Genomic DNA, 17,645 nt, shown 5'->3' with positions numbered 1-17,645 from the left:
CGGGTCTTTTCTTTGTCGGGGTCACCACCCACTCGGCTTCCTCAACTGCCCGATCGCATCCGGAAGCTGCGCAGCCCGGTAGTCTTCAGCGGTCAATCGCCGCCACCAGTGCCGCCCCACTCCATCGTCGGGTCGGCCTTTCAGAGCGCCGGCCGTCGGATTGGTCGACGGATTCACCGTGCCGACCGGCACGTGGCTCCGCGCCATGCGCAGCGGCAGTTCGAGGTCGGAGTCGTTGCTGACGACGATCACAGCGTCGACCACGCCGACCAGCACGTCGAAGAGCAGGTGGGAGGCGACATTGACGTCGGATCCCTTCTCCTCGCGTTTCCGAACGGTGGCCATCACGGCGCTCGATCGCAGTTCCGATGGCATCGGCGTGCTTCGCAGCGGGAGTCGCGCGTCCCACGTCTCGTCCGAGTGCTCGTAGATCGTCGGGCGAAAGGCTCCCACCGCCTCGTTCACCAGCGGCTCTCGTTTCGCCCACGAGACATAACGGCCCTCGGCGATGACATCCACGCTCCCCGCAGCGCTCAGCGCCTCCAGATAGATCGCTTGGTCGACGCTCCCGGTCGCATTGTCCGCGGCATCGACCCGTGCGGTGCAGTACACGATCCGGGTGACCTCCGACTCGCCCCACTTGGCGAGCGGTTCGGCCAGCTTCCGGAGGTCGAGCCATCGCCAGCCCGGCGTGCCACGGCCGCAGTGCTTCCGCGCACCGTAATAGAGGTTGAATCCGTCCACATAGACACCGACGCGCATACGCCGATCCTAGTGGTTACATTTCAGCTATTCAGCGTTAGCCTTCGCCGTGCACCCCGCGCACAACCCGAACACATCCACCACATGCTGCGCCTGCGTGAACCCGTGCGACGCCGCCGCCGCGCGCGCCCACTGCTCGACCTCGTCGGCCTCGATCTCCACCGTCAGACCGCACTTGCGGCAGATCAGGTGGTGGTGGTGCCCCGTCGTGCACGCCCGGTACAGGCTCTCGCCGTCCGGCGACTGCAGCGAGTCCGCGTCGCCTTCCGCCGCCAGGTCGGCGAGCGCGCGGTACACGGTCGCCAGGCCGATCGGGGAGCCCGTCTCGTGCAGCGTCAAGTGGAGCCCTTGCGCGCTGATGAAGCCCTCCGTCGAGGACAGGGCCTCGCGGACGGCCTCCCGCTGCCAGGTGTTGCGCTTCACTGTTCCAGGCTAGCCTCTCTGGCTCACGAGTCGCCGGGAACCCCGGGCGCCCACCAGCCGGCAGACCACGTAGATCAGGAACGAGATCGTCGTCACGTACGGGCTGATCGGCAGGGAGCTGCCGAGCGCCAGCAGGATGCCGCCGACGATCGAGAGGAGGGCGAAGCCCACGCTCAGCAGCGGCACCAGCAGCGGCGACGACGAGATGCGCATCGCCGCGGCCGCGGGCGTCACGAGCAGCGACAGCACCAGCAGCGCGCCGACGATCTGCACCGACACCGCGACCGCGAGGCCGAGCAGCACCATGAAGGCGAGCGCGACGAAGCGGGTCGGGACACCGCGGGAGGCGGCGACGTCGGCGTCCAGGCTGTCGAACATGAGCGGGCGCCACATCAGCAGGAGGGCGATCAGCACCACCGCCCCGATGACGAGCAGCGATCCGAGCTGCGGGTCGTCGACCGACACGATCTGGCCGGTCAGCAGGCCGAACTTGTTGGCGCTGCGGCCCGGATAGAGCGCCAGCGCGAGGATCCCGAGTCCCAGCCCGAACGGCATCAGCACCGCGATGATCGAGTTGCGGTCCCTCGCCTTCGCGCCGAGCAGCCCGATCAGGACAGCGGCGATCAGCGATCCGACGAGCGACCCGGCGACGACGTTCACGCCGAACAGCAGCGCGACGGCCGCTCCCGCGAACGAGAGCTCGCTGATCCCGTGGACGGCGAACGCCATGTCCCGCTGCATCACGAAGACGCCGATCAGGCCGCCGACGACGCCGAGCACGGCACCCGCGAAGATCGAGTTGCGCACCAGCGCGAGCAGCTCGCCGTAGTCGGTGAAGTTGAAGAGCTGCGACCAGAGATCGTTCATGCGGCCGGCTCCGGGTGCGAGGTGCGGGTGTGGTCGTGATGCGAGTGCGTCTCCGCGTCCGGGATGCCGACGACGACGATGCGCCCGCGGCTCCGGATGACGTCCACCGGCGTGCCGTACAGATCGGTGAGCACCTCGCTGCGCAGCACCTCGTCCGGGGTTCCGGTGCGGAACCGGCCGCCGGCCAGGTACAGCACGCGGTCCACCATCCCGAGCACCGGGTTCACGTCGTGCGTGACGAAGACGACGGCGCTGCCGTGATCACGCCGGCGCCGGTCGATGAGCTCGCTGACCCCGCGTTGGTGCTGGAGGTCGAGCGACAGCAGCGGCTCGTCGCAGAGCAGCAGGGTGGGGTTCCCGGCGAGCGCCTGCGCGACACGCAGCCGCTGCTGCTCTCCGCCGGACAGCGACCCGACCGGGGTGTCCGCGTACCGCCGCGCACCGACCGAGTCGATGAGTCGGTCCACCTGCGCGCGGTCGGCGCGGTTCGGGATCGGGAGGCCCCAGCGGTGCCCGTTGACGCCGAGTGCGACGAGGTCGCGGGCGCGCATCGGGGTGCCGGCCGGGATGAGCTTCTGTTGCGGGATGTACCCGATGCGCCGGTCTCCGCGCCGCACGGCGTGGCCGTCGAGCACGATGCTCCCGGAGTCCAGCGGCTGCTGGCCGAGGATCGTCTTGAGCAGGCTGGTCTTGCCCGAACCGTTCGGCCCGAGCACGGCGACGAACTCGCCGACGTGGACGTCGAGGTCGAGCCCGCTCCACAGCGTGCGGTCGCCGAACCCCAGCGCCGCGTCGCGCAAGCTGAGCACGACGTCGCGCTCCGCGGGCGCGGCCACGCGCTCGATCGGCTCGCTCACTTGGCCAGCGCCGCTCCCACGGCGTCCAGGTTGGCGTTCATCCAGCTCACGTAGTCCTTGCCCTTCGGCAGCGTCTCGGTGACGGGGACGACGGGGATGCCCGCCGCCGTGGCCGCGGCTCTCACGCGGTCGGTCTCCGGCCCGCTGGTCTGCTCGTTGTAGGCGAGCAGCCTCACCCTGTGTCCGCTGAACAGCGCGAGGGTCTGCTGCAACACGAGCGGGGACACGTCGGTGCCCGCCTCGATGGCGGCGCTGAACTTCTCGGGCGTCTTGTTCACGAGCCCGCTGGCCTCCAGCTGGTAGAGCGGGACGGGCTCCGTGATCGCGACACCTTCTCCGGCGTACTTCGCCTTCAGCTCGGCCTCCCGCTGCTGGAGTGCGGCGAGCTTGGTCGAGAAGGCCTTGGCGTTCGCGGCGAAGGTCGCCTTCTGCGCCGGGTCGGCCTTCGACAGCGCGTCGGTCAGCGCGGTCGTGAATTTCTGGATGGTCGGGACGTCGTACCAGACGTGCTCGTTGAGCTCCCCGCCGGCGGCCTTCTTGCCCGAGAGGTCGACCACGTTGAGCACGGTGGCCTTCGTGTTCTTCGACCCGGTGCGGAGGGTGTCCATGAAGTCGTCGTAGCCGCCGCCGTTCTCGATGAGGATGTCGGCCTTCGAGACCGCGAGCTGGCTCTGGGCGCTCGCCTCGAACGAGTGCGGGTCCTGGGCGGGATCGGACATCAGGGCGGTGACCTCGACGGCGTTCCCGGCGATGGTGGAGGCGATGTCGCCGTAGACGTTGGTGCTGGCGACGACGCGGACCTTGCCGTCGTCGGCGGCGGAGCCGGCCGAGCAGCCGGTGAGCGCGGCGACGGTCGCCGCGGCGAGGGCGAGAGTGAAGACGGAACGCTTCAACGTGGGGACCTGTCTCATTCGTGGGTGTCCCACGAATGTATCCCTAATTGAGAACGATTGTCAAAATCACTAACGCGCACTCAGTCCAGCAGCAGCGCGGGCTCCTCGATGATGGAGGCCACATCCGCCAGGAACCGCGACGCGACATCCCCGTCCACCACGCGGTGGTCGAACGACGCGCCCACCGTGGTGACGTAGCGCGGGCGCACCTCGCCGTCCACGACCCACGGCTTCTGCTTGATCGTGCCGAGCGCGACGATGCCGACCTCGCCCGGGTTCAGGATGGGCGTCCCGGTGTCCATCCCGAACACACCGATGTTCGTGATGGTGATCGTGCCGCCCGCCATGTCGGCCGGGGGAGTCTTGCCCTCGCGCGCGATCAGGGTCAGCTCTTCGAGCGCCTTGGCGAGCTCGAGCAGCGTCATCCCCTGCGCCTCCTTGACGTTCGGGACGATGAGGCCCCGCGGGGTCGCGGCGGCGATCCCGAGGTTCACGTAGTGCCGGACGATGATCTCCTCGTCCGTCCACGTGGAGTTCACGGTCGGGTTGCGGCGCACGGCCCAGATGATCGCCTTCGCCACGATGAGCAGCGGCGACACCTTGACGCCGACGAAGTCCGGCGACGTCTTGAGGCGCTTGACGAACTCCATCGTGCGGGTGGCGTCCACGTCGACGAACAGGCTGACGTGCGGGGCGCTGAAGGCGCTGGAGGTCATCGCGTTGGCGATCGCCTTGCGCACGCCCTTGACCGGGATGCGGTCCTCACGGTCGTCCGGCCACGCGGGCGTCTGGATGTTGCGGAACACGCTCGCCTGGGTGGCCTCCCGCAGCACGTCCTCCCGCGTGATGTCGCCGATCGGCCCGGTCGGCGTGACCGACGTGAGGTCGACGCCGAGGTCCTTCGCCAGCTTGCGGATCGGCGGCTTGGCGATCACAGGGGCGCTGCCGACGGGGGAGGCGCCGGCCGGGGCGGAAGGAGCGGGAGCAGCCGCCTGCGCACTCGCCGGTGCGGCAGCCGCAGCAGGAGCCGGCGTGAACGTCACCGGGATGGAGGCCGTGCCCGGGTGGGTCACCCGCCGGCGCCGGCTGGACCCGTGACCGGCCGCGCCGTACCCGACGAGCACGGCGCCCGCCTTCGGCTCGTCCACCTCGTGCGACACGCTCTGCGCGGCGTCCGCCTCGGCCTCGGCCACCTCGCTGACCGGCTCGGCCGGAGCGGCGGGCGCGGAACCGCCGGCGGTGACCGTGATGATCGGCGTGCCGACCTCCACGGTCTGGCCCTCGGACACGAGCAGCTCCCCGACGGTCCCCTCGAACGGCGACGGCAGCTCCACGAGCGACTTGGCCGTCTCGATCTCCACGATCACCTGGTTGACCGCGACCGGCTCACCCGGCGCGACCTTCCACGAGACGATCTCGGCCTCGGTCAGACCCTCGCCGACGTCGGGCAGCAGGAACTGGGACTCGCTCATGTGCGGCTTCTTTCGTTCGGCGGGGCTCAGTACGCGAGCGCGCGGTCGACGGCTTCGAGGATGCGGTCGGCGTCGGGGAGGTAGACGCCCTCCAGCTTGGCCGGCGGGAAGGGGGTGTCGAAGCCGGCGACGCGGAGCACGGGCGACTCCAGCGAGTAGAAGGCCTTCTCGGCGACCACCGCGGCGACCTCGGAGGCGACGGACACGGTGCCGGGAGCCTCCTGCGCCACGATGAGGCGGCCGGTCTTCTGCACGGACTGCAGCACGGGCGCGTAGTCGATGGGCGCGAGCGAACGGAGGTCGACGACCTCCAGGCTGCGGCCCTCCTCGGCGGCGACCTCGGCGGCGCGCAGCGCGACCGGGACCATGCCCGCCCACGCCACGATCGTCGCGTCCGTGCCGGTGCGGACAACCCGGCTGGAGTGCAGCGGCACCGGGTTCTCCTCGGTGTCCACGTCGCCCTTCGGCCAGTAGCGGCTCATCGGCTCGAAGAAGATCACCGGGTCGTCGGAGGCGATGGCCTCCTGGATCATCCAGTAGGCGTCGTTCGGCGTCGACGGCGCGACGATCCGGAGGCCGGCGGTGTGCGCGAAGTACGCCTCCGGCGCCTCCTGGTGGTGCTCGACGGCGCCGATGTGGCCGCCGTGCGGGATGCGGATGACGACGGGCATGGACACGGCGCCGCTGTGGCGGTTGGTCAGCTTGGCGAGCTGCGTCGTGATCTGGTCGAAGCCGGGGAAGACGAAGCCGTTGAACTGGATCTCCACCACCGGACGGTAGCCGCGCATCGCCAGGCCGATGGCCGACCCGATGATGCCCGACTCCGCGAGGGGCGTGTCGAGCACGCGCTTCGCGCCGAACTCGGCCTGCAGGCCCTCGGTGACACGGAACACGCCGCCGAGCGGGCCGATGTCCTCGCCCATGAGCAGGACCTTCGGGTCCGCGGCGAGCGCGCGCCGGAGGCCGGCGTTGAGCGCCTTCACCATCGGCATCGACTGGATGCGCGGGCCGGCCGGCTCGGCGGAGGTCTCCGCCTCGGCCCCAGCGGTCTCCTGCGGCTCCCCGACCTCCGACTCCGTGTCGATCGCGGCAGCCTGCTCCGGAACCGTCTCGTCCTCGACCACGAACTCGCGCGTCCACTCCTGCTCGGCCACGTGCTCCTCGAGCACGAGTGAGCCGGGCTCGCTCTCCACGATCTCCACCACGTCGATGGCCTGCGTGTCGTCGAACGGCTCGTCGTGCACGGCGCTGTCACCGTCCGGCGTCTCGTCCTCCACCAGCTCGGCCTCCACGTATCCGGTCTCGCCTCTCAGGTCGCTCATGCGTCACCTCCGAACGACGCTTCGTACTCCTGCAGCCAGCGTCGCTGCTCGTCCATCACGGGATGCGGTTCACTGTAGACGTTGTCGAACATGCTCTCGATCGGCGGGACGTCGAGGGCGAGCGTACGCCGGCGGACGTCGGCGGCCAGGTCGGCCGCCTCCTCCTCCGCCGCGTCGAAGAACGCCTGGCCGACGCCCTGGTTCTCCAGGAACGCCCGGAACCGCAGGATCGGGTCGCGCTCCGCCCAATACGCCACCTCGTCGTCGGTGCGGTACTTGGTCGGGTCGTCGCTCGACGTGTGCGCGCCCATCCGGTAGGTGAGCGCCTCGATCATGCTCGGGCCCTCGCCGTTGCGCGCGTCGTCCAGGTGCTTCGCGGTCACCGCGTAGGCGGCGAGCACGTCGTTGCCGTCGAGCTGCACGCCCGGGATGCCGAACCCGCTCGACCGCAGGTACAGCGGCGTGCGCGACTGCGTCTTCACCGGGACCGAGATGGCCCAGTGGTTGTTCTGCAGGAAGAACACCTGCGGGGTCTGGTAGCTGGCCGCGAAGACGAACGCCTCGCTGACGTCGCCCTGGCTGGTCGCGCCGTCGCCGAAGTAGGCGATCACCGCCTCGTCCACGTCCGGGTCCCCGGTGCCGACCTTGCCGTCGAGCTTGACGCCCATCGCGTAGCCGGTGGCGTGCAGCGTGTGCGAGCCGATGACGAGCGTGTAGAGGTGGAAGCCCTTGATCGCCGGGTCGGTCGGGTCCCAGCCGCCGTGCGTGGTGCCGCGCAGCAGGCCCATGATGCCGACCGGGTCGATGCCGCGGATCATGCCGACCACGTGCTCCCGGTACGACGGGAAGAGGTTGTCCTGCGGCTTGGCCGCGCGCGCGGAGCCGACCTGGGCGCCCTCCTGGCCGCGGCTCGGCACCCAGAGGCCGAGCTGGCCCTGGCGCTGGAGGTTGGCCCCCTCGTTGTCGACCGCCCGCACGCGGACCATGTCGCGGTAGAAGGTGCGGTAGTCCTCCTCCCCGAGTCGCTCGAGGTAGGGCAGGTACTCTCCGGCCGGGTCGCTCGGCTGGAACCGGCCGTCTGCGGTCAGCAGCTGGACGGTGTTCGCCGGGCGCGGGGTATCGTTCGTCGCAACCACCGTTCTAACCTAACCGCTTGCCGGGGTGCCCATTTGGTAGGTTCCGCACAAGATCGGCGGTGACCTCCAGGAGTTTCTCCACAGATTCCTGCTCCCCGACGCTGATCCGGATGCCCTCCGGCGGGAACGCCCGCACCGTGAGCCCCGCGTCGAAGAACGCGTCGTTGGCGGCGGCCGTCTCCTCGCCGGTGTTGAGCCAGACGAAGTTGCCGTTGGCCTCCGGGACGTCCCAGCCCTGTTCGATCAGCGCGTTCCGCAGCTTGTCGCGGCGCATCGCGATGCGGGCCACCCGCTCCATCAGCTCGTCCTCGGCGTCGATCGACGCGAGCGCCGCGACCCGGGAGGCGTCGGTCACCGACAACGGGATGGCCGCCGACCGCGCGGCGTTCAGCACCGCCGCGGGACCGACGGCGTAGCCGATCCGGAGCGCGGCGAGCCCGTAGGCCTTCGAGAACGTGCGCAGCACCACGAGGTTCGGGTAGCGCGAGAGCAGCGGGATGCCGTCCACCGAGGCGTCGTCGGTGACGAACTCGTAGTAGGCCTCGTCGAGCAGCACCAGCAGGTCGCGCGGCACTGCGGCCATGAACGCCTCGAACTCGGCGGCCGTGACGACAGGACCCGTCGGGTTGTTGGGCGTGCAGACGATGACGACGCGCGCGCGGTCGGTGATCGCCGCGGCCATCGCCGGGAGGTCGTGCCCCCCGTCCGGCCGGTTCGGCACCTGGACGCTGGTCGCGCCCGCGACGGTGACCAGGCCCGGGTAGGCCTCGAACGACCGCCACGAGTAGACGACCTCGTCGCCGGTGCCCGCGGCGGCGGAGATGAGCTGCGCGAGCAGCGCGACCGACCCGCTGCCGAGGTGGACCTGGTCGACCTCCACGCCGTGCCGCTCGGCGAGGCGCTCCCGCAGGTCGGCGCCGCCCGCGTTCGGGTACCGGTTGAGCTCGGCGAGGGTGCCGGCCACGGCCTCCACGACGGAGGGGAGCGGGGGATAGGGGTTCTCGTTGCTGGACAGCTTGAAACCGTCCGCCGGCGCGGGCCGCCCCTGCTTGTAGGCGGGGACCGCCACGATCTCGGGCCGCAGCCGCACGCCAAGCGCGTCTTCGTCAGTCACAGACCCAACTTAGTCGCGGCCGCATACCCGCGGGAGCATTCCTCTCTATTGGGGGCGGCGACGCAGGATCGTGAGGCGGATGGAGGAGTTGAGGAACGCGACGCCGAGGAACAGCCCGCAGACGACACTGACTGCCGTCACGAGGTAGTGATCGACGCGCACCGGGAGGACGAACGCCAAGAGCTCCCCGAGGGCATAGAACCCGCCGATGAACCACCCGATCATCGGCCGGGCGGTCAAACGCCACCACGGTCGCGGCGGCTGCACGGGCTCGCCCTCACCACGGAACGAGCGAGCGAGCGCGATGACCGCGACCGGCCAGAGTATGTCGCTGACCACAGTGATCGCCGTCTGCGGGATCCCGAGAAGAGTGAGTTGGGCGGCCGCCCTCACCGCCACCTCGAGCACCACGAGGAAACCGAACTTGTGCCACGGATTCATCACCCGCAGCGGCCACCACTGCAGCGGCGGGTACACCTTCTTTTCGCGTTGAGCCGGGAAGGACTCCGGCTCCACGAGGCCGTCTCTGTTGGGCACCCCGCGACTCTAGCGGCGAGCCCCTGCCCTCCGCGCCTCCCGTTTGGGAGGATGTGCCCATGAGATTCCTGCTCAAGGTGATCATCAACGCGCTGGCCCTCTGGCTGACGACCCTCATCGTCAGCGGCGTCACCGTCGTCCCCTACGCCGCGGGCACCACGGCGACCGTCCTGACCTACCTGCTCGTCGCGCTCATCTTCGGCGTGGTCAACGCGATCGTCGGCACCGCGATCCGCATCGTCGCCTTCCCGATCTACATCCTCACGCTGGGGCTCATCTCGTTCATCGTGAACGGCCTGCTGCTGCTCCTGGTGTCGTGGATCAGCGGCCTGATGGGTTTCGGCCTCCACGTCGCCGGCTTCTGGTGGGGCGTCCTCGGCGCTCTGGTGCTCGGGATCATCGCCTGGCTGATCGGCCTGATCTTCCGCCCGTTCACGCGCGAGCGCTGACCTCCTCGCGAGTGCGGGAGAATAGAGGCGATCCCACCACGCCGATTCCGCGAGGAGCCTCATGACCGCCCTGCCTCCCCAGCCGCTCAGCCCCCTGGACGGCCGCTACCGGTCCGCGGTGCTCGGCCTCGGCGACCACCTGTCGGAGGCGGGCCTCAACCGGGCGCGCGTCCAGGTCGAGGTGGAGTGGCTCATCTACCTGACGGGCCACCGGATGTTCGGCTCGTCCCCGCTCACCGACGAGCAGGTCGGCCAGCTCCGCGCCCTCGCCGACGAGTTCGGCCAGCCCGAGATCGACCGGCTCGCCGAGCTGGAGGCCACCACCAAGCACGACGTGAAGGCCGTCGAGTATCTGGTCCGCGAGCGCCTGCACGCCCTCGGTCTCGACCACATCGCCGAGCTCACCCACTTCGCCGCGACCAGCGAGGACATCAACAACCTGTCCTACGCGCTCACCGTCAGCGCCGCCGTCGCCCAGGTGTGGCTCCCCGCGTTCCGGGCCGTCATCGGCGAGCTGCGCGCGCAGGCGGTCCAGTACCGCGACGACGCCATGCTCGCCCGCACGCACGGCCAGCCCGCGACGCCCACGACGATGGGCAAGGAGCTCGCCGTCTTCGTGCACCGCCTCGACCGCATCCGGACGCAGGTGGAGGCCACCGAGTACCTGGGCAAGTTCAGCGGCGCGACCGGCACCTTCGCCGCGCACCTCGTCGCGGACCCCGACGCCGACTGGCCCCGCATCTCGCAGGAGTTCGTGGAGAGCCTCGGCCTCGACTGGAACCCGCTCACCACCCAGATCGAGTCGCACGACTGGCAGGCGGAGCTGTACTCCCGCATCTCGCACGCCAACCGCGTCCTCCACAACCTGTGCACGGACATCTGGACGTACATCTCGCTCGGGTACTTCCGGCAGACCCCGGAGCCCGGCGCGACCGGCTCGTCGACCATGCCGCACAAGGTCAACCCGATCCGCTTCGAGAACGCGGAGGCCAACCTCGAGCTCTCCAGCGCGGTCCTCGACTCGCTCGCCGCCACCCTCGTGACCAGCCGCCTGCAGCGCGACCTCACCGACTCGACCACGCAGCGCAACATCGGCGTGGGCCTCGGCCACTCGCTCCTGGCGCTCGACAACATCCAGCGCGGCCTGGCGCAGATCTCGCTCGACCGCGCCGCGCTCGCCAGCGACCTCGACCTCAACTGGGAGGTGCTGGCGGAGGCCATCCAGACCGTGATCCGCGCGGAGGTGACCGCCGGCCGCTCCACGATCTCCGACCCGTACGCGCTTCTCAAGGAGCTGACCCGCGGCAAGCGTGTCGACCACGAGGCGCTCACGGCGTTCGTGGACGGCCTGGAGATCGGTCAGGCGGCGAAGAACCGCCTGCTCGCGCTCACCCCCGCCGGGTACGTGGGGCTGGCGTCGGAGCTGGTCGACCGGCTCTGAGCTCGCAGGCGGCGGGCGCCCGGGGGCTTAGTGTCCCCGCGGCTCCCGGTCGTCGCCGTCGGTCGGCGCGCCCGGCTTGGCGACGTCGCCGTGACCCGCCGCCTTCTCCTGGGCTTCGACGTCCTGCTCGTGGATGTCCTCCACCTCGGCCGCGTTCGGCTTGAATGCGAGGGCGAACAGCGCCATCAGCACGAGCGACAGGATGAACGCGATCCCGAGGGCGACGCCGGCGAGGATGAACTCGCGCGTCGCGATCAGGACGATGAGGCCGACGAAGACGCCGAGGCCTGCGGAGATGCCGAGCAGCTCGGCGGGCAGGAAGCGGTCGCGGCGGGTCGGCTGGAGGCTGTTGGTCACGCTGGGGTCTTTCTTGTCGCGCTTGGTCACGATCCGCTCTCCGTCCGGCGGGCAGCCGCGGCGGAGCGGGCCGCCGATCGCAGGGAGGCCGCGCCGATGCCCTGGAAGACGCCGACGATCACGGCCCAGGCCCCGAACAGGCCGATGGCGAGCACGGCGTCGGCCGGCACGAATACGAGCACCAGGGCCAGGATCGCGGTGAGCGCCCCGGTGATGAGCCAGTCACGCGCTGCCGCGTCGTTCCGCCGCTCGCGCACGCCGCTGTAGAGCTCGAGGATGCCGGTGAGCGCCGCCCACACGGTCACGACGTAGAGGTAGAGGCCCAGCCCGCTGGTGTTGAGGGCGATGGCGAACGCTCCGGCGAGGATGCCGATGCAGCCCTGGACGGCGAAGAGGGTGCGGCTGAGGCCCTTCGGCGCGAACAGGAGGCTGAGGACGCTGGTCGCGAGCCCGTCGGCCACCGCGAAGACGCCGAAGACGATGAGGCCGAACTGGGGGGTGTGCGCGTCGCGGGTGAAGGTGACGACGGCGGCCGCGGCGAGCGCGACGATCGCGCGCACGGCGGGGACGACCCAATATCGGCTCGAGTTCGGATCGCCCTGATTCTGGGGAACGGCGGGTGCCACTCGGCGACCTCTCTCAGTCAGGATGCCGTCCCAGTCTAGTCGCGGGCTACCTGCGCGTTTGCCGCGCGGCGGCCCCCCGCCGCCGCTGCGGATCCTCAGATTCGGCGCGGTCGTGGGCCTCCGCCGTCAGGCCACGGCGGGGAGGTCGTCGGAGTCCGGTCGCGCCCACGCGACGATCCACGCGATGGCCCCCACGATCAGGACGAAGGCGCCCGTGGGCAGGACGGTGCCGCCGATGGGGTGGTGCCAGCTCACCGCGACGAGGATGCCGGCCGCGGCGCCGAACAGCGTCACGATCGAGAAGGCCGCCGACACCACCCGGGCGATCCCGGTCTGGAAGAGCGACCGGAACGCCAGCGCGACGGCCACGATGGCCCACGTGACGGCGAGCGGCGCCGCCACGAACGCGCCGAAGTCGTCCTTCAACAGGGTCCCGGGCACCACGTAGACGATGGCCGCCGCGACCAGCAGCAGAGCGCCGACCGCGGAGAAGCCGGCCAGCCTCCCGCGCTCGGACCCCAGCCGCTCGACCGGCTCGATGAGGGAGGGCCACGTGAAGGCGAGCGCGAACGACACCACAGCGAGCGCGACGGGACCGGCACCCTGCAGTAACGGGATGAGGATGGTGTTCACTCCTCCATTTGACGTGTCCCGGCGCCCGCGCGCGTCCTCCCTGAGGATGATCCGGGTCTACCGCGCGTCACCCGCCCCGCGGTAGCCTGCGGCCGAAAGGCCGATCGTGTTCCGCACTGCCGCGTGTGCTGCCGTGCTGACGGCAGCGGTGATCCTCCTGACCGGGTGCTTCCCGGACAGCAAGCCCCCCACGGCCACGACCACCGCCGTCGACGCGTCGACCGCTCTCCTCGAGTACGCGCCCAGCGACCCGAGCACGGGCGAGGGTCACCTCCTGCACCTGTACCTGCCTTCCCGGAGGGCGGGCGAACGGCTGCCGCTGATCGTGTGGACGGGCGGCAACGGCTGGCTCCGGGACGACGGAGGAGAAGCAGGCCGGTACGCCGCGCAGCTCTTCGGGCCCGCGGGTTACGCCGTCGCCGGGGTGAACCTGCGCAGCAGCGCGCAGGCGACCTTCCCCGCGCAGCTGACGGACATCCAGGCCGCCATCCGCTACCTCCGCGTCAACGCGGGCACGTACGCCCTGGATCCGGACCGGTTCGGGGTCGCCGGTGACTCCTCCGGCGGTTGGGCTGCGCTCATGGCGGCGCTCACCGAACCGGAGGGCGGCGACGCTGCCAGCCCGCGCGAGAACCCGGTCAGTGCCGCGGCCGCGTTCTACCCGCCGACCGATTTCGCGACCATGGACAGCGACCTCCCCGCCAACTGCGTCGGCCCGCCCAAGACGGACATCAGCGCCTGCCAGGCCGACGCCACATCTGCGGTCTCACGGCTCCTCGGCTGTCCGCTGCCGAGCTGTGCGGCCGCACTGGTCCGCGCCGCCTCTCCGGTCACATTCATCGACCGGCAGGACCCGCCGATCCTCCTGCTGCACGGCCAGCAGGACGACACGGTCGGATGGCAGCAGAGTCAGCGGGTGTTCGACGCCGCACGGGCAGCCGGCGCCCGGGCTCAGCTCATCCTGCTTCCGCACGGCGAGCACGGGCCACCCGAGGACTTCCTCTACAGCGGCGCGACGACCCTCGGCGCGACCTCGACCGCCACCAGCGGCGGCGCCGCGGCGGCGCCCGCTCCGATCACCCTCGGCCCCGATGTCCTCGTCGACTTCTTCAACCAGGCGATGCGATGAGAGCCCTGAACGAGAAGGGAGAGAGCTGATGGCTGCCGGACGACGCAAGCCGTTGCTGTGCCGACTCAACCTCCACCACCACTGGCACCTGGAGAGCACTCCGGACGGCGGCCGGTACATGCGCTGCACCAAGTGCGGCAAGGACCGGGACGAGGACCTCGACATCCCGGTGGACTTCTTCTAGGGCGGAGCCGCGCGTCCTCGCGAAGCGCTCACGCCTGCTCGGCCAGCGCGCCCTTCGCGTAGCCGACGAGGGCGTTGGCGTGCCCGTGCCCCATCCCGTACTCGGACTTCAGCCAGCCGACGACCTCCATGTGGGTGGCCCCGGTGTCCAGCCGCTCGACCACGAGGTCCAGCCACTCCTGCACCGGCCGCCCGTAGTTCTTCTCGATGCTCGGGAAGTACGAGGCCGGCCCCATGACCTTCTCGCCGGGTGCGACGACGGGTGCGACGACGCGGTGCTGGGTCATGCCCGGGAGTCTAGCGCCGGAAGCGCGGACTCCCGCTGCCGCCTCCCGGGCAATAGGTTCGGAGTATGTCGGAACACGAGACGTCCTCATCCTGGCGGCGCTTCTGGGAAAGGGGCGGCTGGTGGCGCTCGCTGCTCGTGGTCGTCGCCTACTTCGTCATCTACGAGGGCGTGCCGCTGCTGTTCGCTCCGCTGTTCCCGGCATCGCCTGGGCCGGCCGCGCTGGTCTGGTTCTTCACGGTCATCCCGATCGCGTTCGGCGGTCTCGTGCTGGTCGCCTTCGCGTGGTCGCTCGGTTGGCTGCGCGAACTGTTCGGCCCCCAACCGATCCGTGGTCGCGGCTGGATGTGGATCGCGGTCGCCGTGGTCCTGGTCTTCAACATCCTGCGATTCGCCACCGTGGACTACGCCAAGGCGGGTGCGGGTGTGGTCGTCGCCTGGCTGGTCGCCGGACTGTGCATCGGTTTCGCCGAGGAGACGCTGACGCGCGGCTTCGTCGTGAACATCCTGCGCAAGCACGGCTACCGGGAGATCGTCGTGGCGTCCGTCTCGGCCGCGCTCTTCGCCGCCCTCCACGCGGGCAACCTCCTGACAGGCCAATCGCTGCTGGCGACCGCGTTCCAGTTGGTCTACACCTTCGCGTTCGGCATCCTGATGTACCTGACGCTGCGCGTCACCGGCAACCTGATCTGGCCGATCCTCCTGCACGCGTCGACCGACCCGTCCACGTTCCTCGCCACCCTGTACCCGACACAGGGCCCGGTGGCCGCCGTCGCCGGGCTCGGGAACCCCGCCGTCATAGTCGCGGGGCTGGTCCTGCTCATCTTCATCCGCGGGAGGGTCGCTCAGAGCACGGCGGAAGGACTCGAACCGCCGGCGCGATTGTCGACGCCTGGAGAGGCGGGATGAGGAGCTGCGGGAGTAGGCTGCCCGCTGTGAGCAGCCTCCGGGAACGGATCGTCAGCTGGTTCAAACGCGAGCGCGCCTATCAACCCCCGCCGGGCCGCCTCAGGGAGGACCCGACGCAGCGTCTTCCGAGCGGCGGCGTCATCCAGCGCATGCCCGGCGACGGCGTCGATCCGACGAGCTTCAACCCTCAGACGGGCCGGAACCCGTAGGCGCTGACCCTGCAGCAGAACCGTTTCCTCTGACGACGTGTCGATTTCGTCTGCGATCGCACGTCGTACTGCTGAGTCGACACCTGACGTCGACCAGAATCAGAAGGAGTCAACCATGTCTGCTTTCATTCTTGCTTTCCGCAACGACCCCACCGTGAACGCCACCGAGGAGGAGGTCGCTGCCTGGGGCGCCTGGTTCCAGAAGCTCGGCCCGGCGGTGACCGACATGGGCAGCCGCGTCGGGGCGACCAAGCTGCTCGGAACGTCCGCCGGGGTCAACGCATTGTCCGGCTACGCGCTCGTCGATGCGGCTGACCTGACTGCGGCGACCGCCCTGGCCGACGGATGCCCCGGCCTCTCCTACGGGGGCAGCGTCGAGGTGGGCGAAGTCATCGAGATGTAGTCCGGCGCGCTTGCCGGGCGCTGCCGACTAGATCGGCGCCATGTCTGCGAACCGGGAGTACATGCCCTGGAACGCCACCGTGACGGTCTTCGTGGGACCGTTGCGGTGCTTGGCGACGATCAGGTCGGCCTCGCCCGCGCGGGGGTTGTCCTTCTCGTAGGCGGACTCGCGGTGGAGGAGGATGACGACGTCCGCGTCCTGCTCGATCGAGCCCGACTCGCGGAGGTCGCTCAGGGCGGGGAGCTTGTCGGCGCGCTGCTCCGGGCCACGGTTGAGCTGGGACAGGGCGATCACGGGCACCTGTAGCTCCTTGGCGAGCAGCTTCAGGGCGCGGGAGAACTCACTGACCTCCTGCTGGCGGCTCTCGACGCGCTTGCCGCTCGTCATGAGCTGGAGGTAGTCGATGATCACCATCTTGAGGCCGACGCGCTGCTTGAGGCGGCGGCACTTGGCGCGGATCTCGACCAGCGTCATGTTCGGGCTGTCGTCGATGTAGAGCGGAGCGTCGTTGATCCGGCCGCGCGTGGAGGCGATGGTCGTCCAGTCGCGGTTGTCGACCGTTCCCTTGCGCATGTGCTGCAGCGGGACGGTCGCCTCGGCGGAGAGCAGGCGCATCGCGATCTCGCTGCGCCCCATCTCCAGGGAGAAGAAGATGGTCGGCATGTCGTGCTTGATGGCGGCGGCGCGTGCGAAGTCCAGCGCCAGCGTGGACTTTCCGAGGGCGGGCCGGGCGGCGACGATGACCATCTGACCGGGGTGGAGGCCGTTGGTCAGCTCGTCCAGCTCGGCGAACCCGGTCGGCACGCCGGTCATCGAGCCGTCCTTGTGCTTGGCCGCCTCGATCTCGTCGATGGCGACCGTCACGGCCTCGGTGAGCGGGACGTAGTCCTCGACCTCCTGGTGCCCGGTGACGGAGTAGATCTCCGCCTGCGCGTTGTTGACGAGGTCGAGGACCTCGCCCTCCGCCTTGTAGCCCATCTGCGTGATGCGGGTTCCGGCCTCCACAAGGCGGCGGAGCAGCGCCTTCTCGGTGACGATGTTGGCGTAGTAGCCGGCGTTCGCGGCGGTGGGGACGAGGCTCGTGAGCGTGTGGAGGTACTCGGCGCCGCCGGCGCGGGACAGCTCGCCCAGCTTGGTCAGCTCGTCGGTGACGGTGATGACGTCGGTCGGTTCGCCGTGCGAGTACAGCGAGAGGATCGCGTCGTAGATGATCTCGTGCTTGGGGATGTAGAAGTCCGTGCCGCGCACGACCTCCACGACGTCGGCGACGGCGTCCTTGCTGAGCAGCATGCCGCCGAGGGCGCTCTGCTCGGCGAGGAGGTCGTGAGGAGGGGTGCGCTCGGGAGAGCGGGCCTCGCCCGGCTCGCGGCTGTCGGCGAGACCGATGTGGGCGATCGACACGTGCTCTCCTCAGTTCTCCTGTTTTCGGGCGCGCACCGTTCGGTGCTTCCCCCTCAAGCCTGCGCCGCCCACGTCCGGACGGCACGCGGGCACGCCGAGTGCGGCCGCCTCCGCACGGTGTCGGAACCGTGCCGGGGAGGCCGCGCCGAAGCGCGTCCGCTCGCAGACTACGGACGGCCACCGACAACGTCCCGCAGCCTGCTGCGAGCCGGTCCTCGGCGGTCTTCCGTCGACGT

The 17,645-nt window shown here is 70.1% G+C and carries 22 protein-coding genes; 7 read left to right on the top strand and 15 right to left on the bottom strand.

The annotated features are described in order from the left end of the window. Positions 1–21: 21 nt before the first annotated feature. The 10 genes from ABCS02_RS27040 to ABCS02_RS26995 all read right to left on the bottom strand — a co-directional run bounded on the left by ABCS02_RS27040 (position 22) and on the right by ABCS02_RS26995 (position 9,383). Positions 22–762, bottom strand: a complete 741-nt coding sequence (locus tag ABCS02_RS27040) for an NYN domain-containing protein (protein ID WP_345838802.1) — start codon at positions 760–762, stop codon at positions 22–24. A gap of 27 nt (positions 763–789) precedes the next feature. Beyond that, positions 790–1,185, bottom strand: a complete 396-nt coding sequence (locus ABCS02_RS27035; protein WP_345838801.1) for a transcriptional repressor — start codon at positions 1,183–1,185, stop codon at positions 790–792. A 9-nt stretch (positions 1,186–1,194) separates the two neighbouring features. Next, a complete protein-coding gene (locus ABCS02_RS27030) occupies positions 1,195–2,052 on the bottom strand; it encodes a metal ABC transporter permease (RefSeq protein ID WP_345838800.1) in 858 nt (285 codons plus the stop codon). Further along, positions 2,049–2,909: an ATP-binding cassette domain-containing protein gene (locus ABCS02_RS27025; RefSeq protein WP_345838799.1), complete on the bottom strand. Its 861-nt coding sequence runs from the start codon at positions 2,907–2,909 to the stop codon at positions 2,049–2,051. The genes ABCS02_RS27030 and ABCS02_RS27025 overlap by 4 nt, the downstream gene beginning before the upstream one ends. Next, a complete protein-coding gene (locus tag ABCS02_RS27020) occupies positions 2,906–3,802 on the bottom strand; it encodes a zinc ABC transporter substrate-binding protein (protein WP_345838798.1) in 897 nt (298 codons plus the stop codon). Before ABCS02_RS27020 ends, ABCS02_RS27025 begins: the two co-directional genes overlap by 4 nt. An 80-nt stretch (positions 3,803–3,882) precedes the next feature. Beyond that, positions 3,883–5,274 carry a dihydrolipoamide acetyltransferase family protein gene (locus ABCS02_RS27015; RefSeq protein ID WP_345838797.1) on the bottom strand — a complete coding sequence of 464 codons (1,392 nt, stop codon included), beginning with the start codon at positions 5,272–5,274 and terminating at the stop codon, positions 3,883–3,885. 26 nt (positions 5,275–5,300) lie between these two features. Continuing rightward, entirely contained in the window at positions 5,301–6,266 is a 966-nt protein-coding gene (locus ABCS02_RS27010) for a transketolase C-terminal domain-containing protein (RefSeq protein WP_345839173.1), read from the bottom strand. A gap of 326 nt (positions 6,267–6,592) precedes the next feature. Continuing rightward, positions 6,593–7,732 carry a thiamine pyrophosphate-dependent dehydrogenase E1 component subunit alpha gene (locus ABCS02_RS27005; protein ID WP_345838796.1) on the bottom strand — a complete coding sequence of 380 codons (1,140 nt, stop codon included), beginning with the start codon at positions 7,730–7,732 and terminating at the stop codon, positions 6,593–6,595. A gap of 4 nt (positions 7,733–7,736) precedes the next feature. Then, positions 7,737–8,846, bottom strand: a complete 1,110-nt coding sequence (locus ABCS02_RS27000) for a histidinol-phosphate transaminase (protein ID WP_345838795.1) — start codon at positions 8,844–8,846, stop codon at positions 7,737–7,739. A 45-nt stretch (positions 8,847–8,891) separates the two neighbouring features. Beyond that, positions 8,892–9,383 (bottom strand): hypothetical protein, encoded by a 492-nt coding sequence (locus tag ABCS02_RS26995; protein WP_345838794.1) that lies wholly within the window; start codon positions 9,381–9,383, stop codon positions 8,892–8,894. 59 nt (positions 9,384–9,442) lie between these two features. On the opposite strand from ABCS02_RS26995, the gene ABCS02_RS26990 reads away from it, so the two are divergent. Both ABCS02_RS26990 and purB read left to right on the top strand, forming a co-directional pair. After that, complete coding sequence (locus tag ABCS02_RS26990) at positions 9,443–9,832, top strand: phage holin family protein (RefSeq protein ID WP_345838793.1); 390 nt, start codon at positions 9,443–9,445, stop codon at positions 9,830–9,832. A 61-nt stretch (positions 9,833–9,893) separates the two neighbouring features. Further along, on the top strand, positions 9,894–11,273 hold the full coding sequence (gene purB / locus ABCS02_RS26985) for an adenylosuccinate lyase (RefSeq protein ID WP_345838792.1): 1,380 nt from the start codon (positions 9,894–9,896) through the stop codon (positions 11,271–11,273). Between the two features lie 27 nt (positions 11,274–11,300). On the opposite strand, the gene ABCS02_RS26980 is transcribed toward purB, so the two are convergent. From ABCS02_RS26980 to ABCS02_RS26970, 3 genes are all read right to left on the bottom strand, one after another. Beyond that, the gene (locus ABCS02_RS26980) at positions 11,301–11,660 is read right to left on the bottom strand and encodes a hypothetical protein (RefSeq protein WP_345838791.1); all 360 of its coding nucleotides are present in this window, start codon (positions 11,658–11,660) and stop codon (positions 11,301–11,303) included. Further along, entirely contained in the window at positions 11,657–12,256 is a 600-nt protein-coding gene (locus ABCS02_RS26975; protein WP_345838790.1) for a DUF308 domain-containing protein, read from the bottom strand. Before ABCS02_RS26975 ends, ABCS02_RS26980 begins: the two co-directional genes overlap by 4 nt. Positions 12,257–12,382: 126 nt before the next feature. Beyond that, entirely contained in the window at positions 12,383–12,889 is a 507-nt protein-coding gene (locus tag ABCS02_RS26970) for a hypothetical protein (protein WP_345838789.1), read from the bottom strand. A 106-nt stretch (positions 12,890–12,995) separates the two neighbouring features. Here ABCS02_RS26970 and ABCS02_RS26965 point away from each other — a divergent pair, with 106 nt between their 5' ends. Next, positions 12,996–14,018 carry an alpha/beta hydrolase gene (locus tag ABCS02_RS26965; protein WP_345838788.1) on the top strand — a complete coding sequence of 341 codons (1,023 nt, stop codon included), beginning with the start codon at positions 12,996–12,998 and terminating at the stop codon, positions 14,016–14,018. 28 nt (positions 14,019–14,046) lie between these two features. After that, positions 14,047–14,202 carry a hypothetical protein gene (locus ABCS02_RS26960; protein ID WP_345838787.1) on the top strand — a complete coding sequence of 52 codons (156 nt, stop codon included), beginning with the start codon at positions 14,047–14,049 and terminating at the stop codon, positions 14,200–14,202. 28 nt (positions 14,203–14,230) lie between these two features. On the opposite strand, the gene ABCS02_RS26955 is transcribed toward ABCS02_RS26960, so the two are convergent. Continuing rightward, positions 14,231–14,488: a DUF4287 domain-containing protein gene (locus tag ABCS02_RS26955; protein ID WP_345838786.1), complete on the bottom strand. Its 258-nt coding sequence runs from the start codon at positions 14,486–14,488 to the stop codon at positions 14,231–14,233. Between the two features lie 65 nt (positions 14,489–14,553). On the opposite strand from ABCS02_RS26955, the gene ABCS02_RS26950 reads away from it, so the two are divergent. From ABCS02_RS26950 to ABCS02_RS26940, 3 genes are all read left to right on the top strand, one after another. Beyond that, positions 14,554–15,396, top strand: coding sequence for a CPBP family intramembrane glutamic endopeptidase (locus tag ABCS02_RS26950; RefSeq protein WP_345838785.1), 843 nt, complete (start codon positions 14,554–14,556; stop codon positions 15,394–15,396). Between the two features lie 26 nt (positions 15,397–15,422). Then, positions 15,423–15,605: a hypothetical protein gene (locus tag ABCS02_RS26945; protein ID WP_345838784.1), complete on the top strand. Its 183-nt coding sequence runs from the start codon at positions 15,423–15,425 to the stop codon at positions 15,603–15,605. 115 nt (positions 15,606–15,720) lie between these two features. After that, a complete protein-coding gene (locus ABCS02_RS26940; RefSeq protein WP_345838783.1) occupies positions 15,721–16,008 on the top strand; it encodes a hypothetical protein in 288 nt (95 codons plus the stop codon). A gap of 27 nt (positions 16,009–16,035) precedes the next feature. On the opposite strand, the gene dnaB is transcribed toward ABCS02_RS26940, so the two are convergent. Then, positions 16,036–17,409 (bottom strand): replicative DNA helicase, encoded by a 1,374-nt coding sequence (gene dnaB / locus ABCS02_RS26935; RefSeq protein ID WP_185275660.1) that lies wholly within the window; start codon positions 17,407–17,409, stop codon positions 16,036–16,038. Positions 17,410–17,645: the final 236 nt, after the last annotated feature.

This window comes from Microbacterium sp. X-17 (genome assembly GCF_039615055.1).
This window is presented reverse-complemented; position numbering and strand designations above follow the sequence as displayed.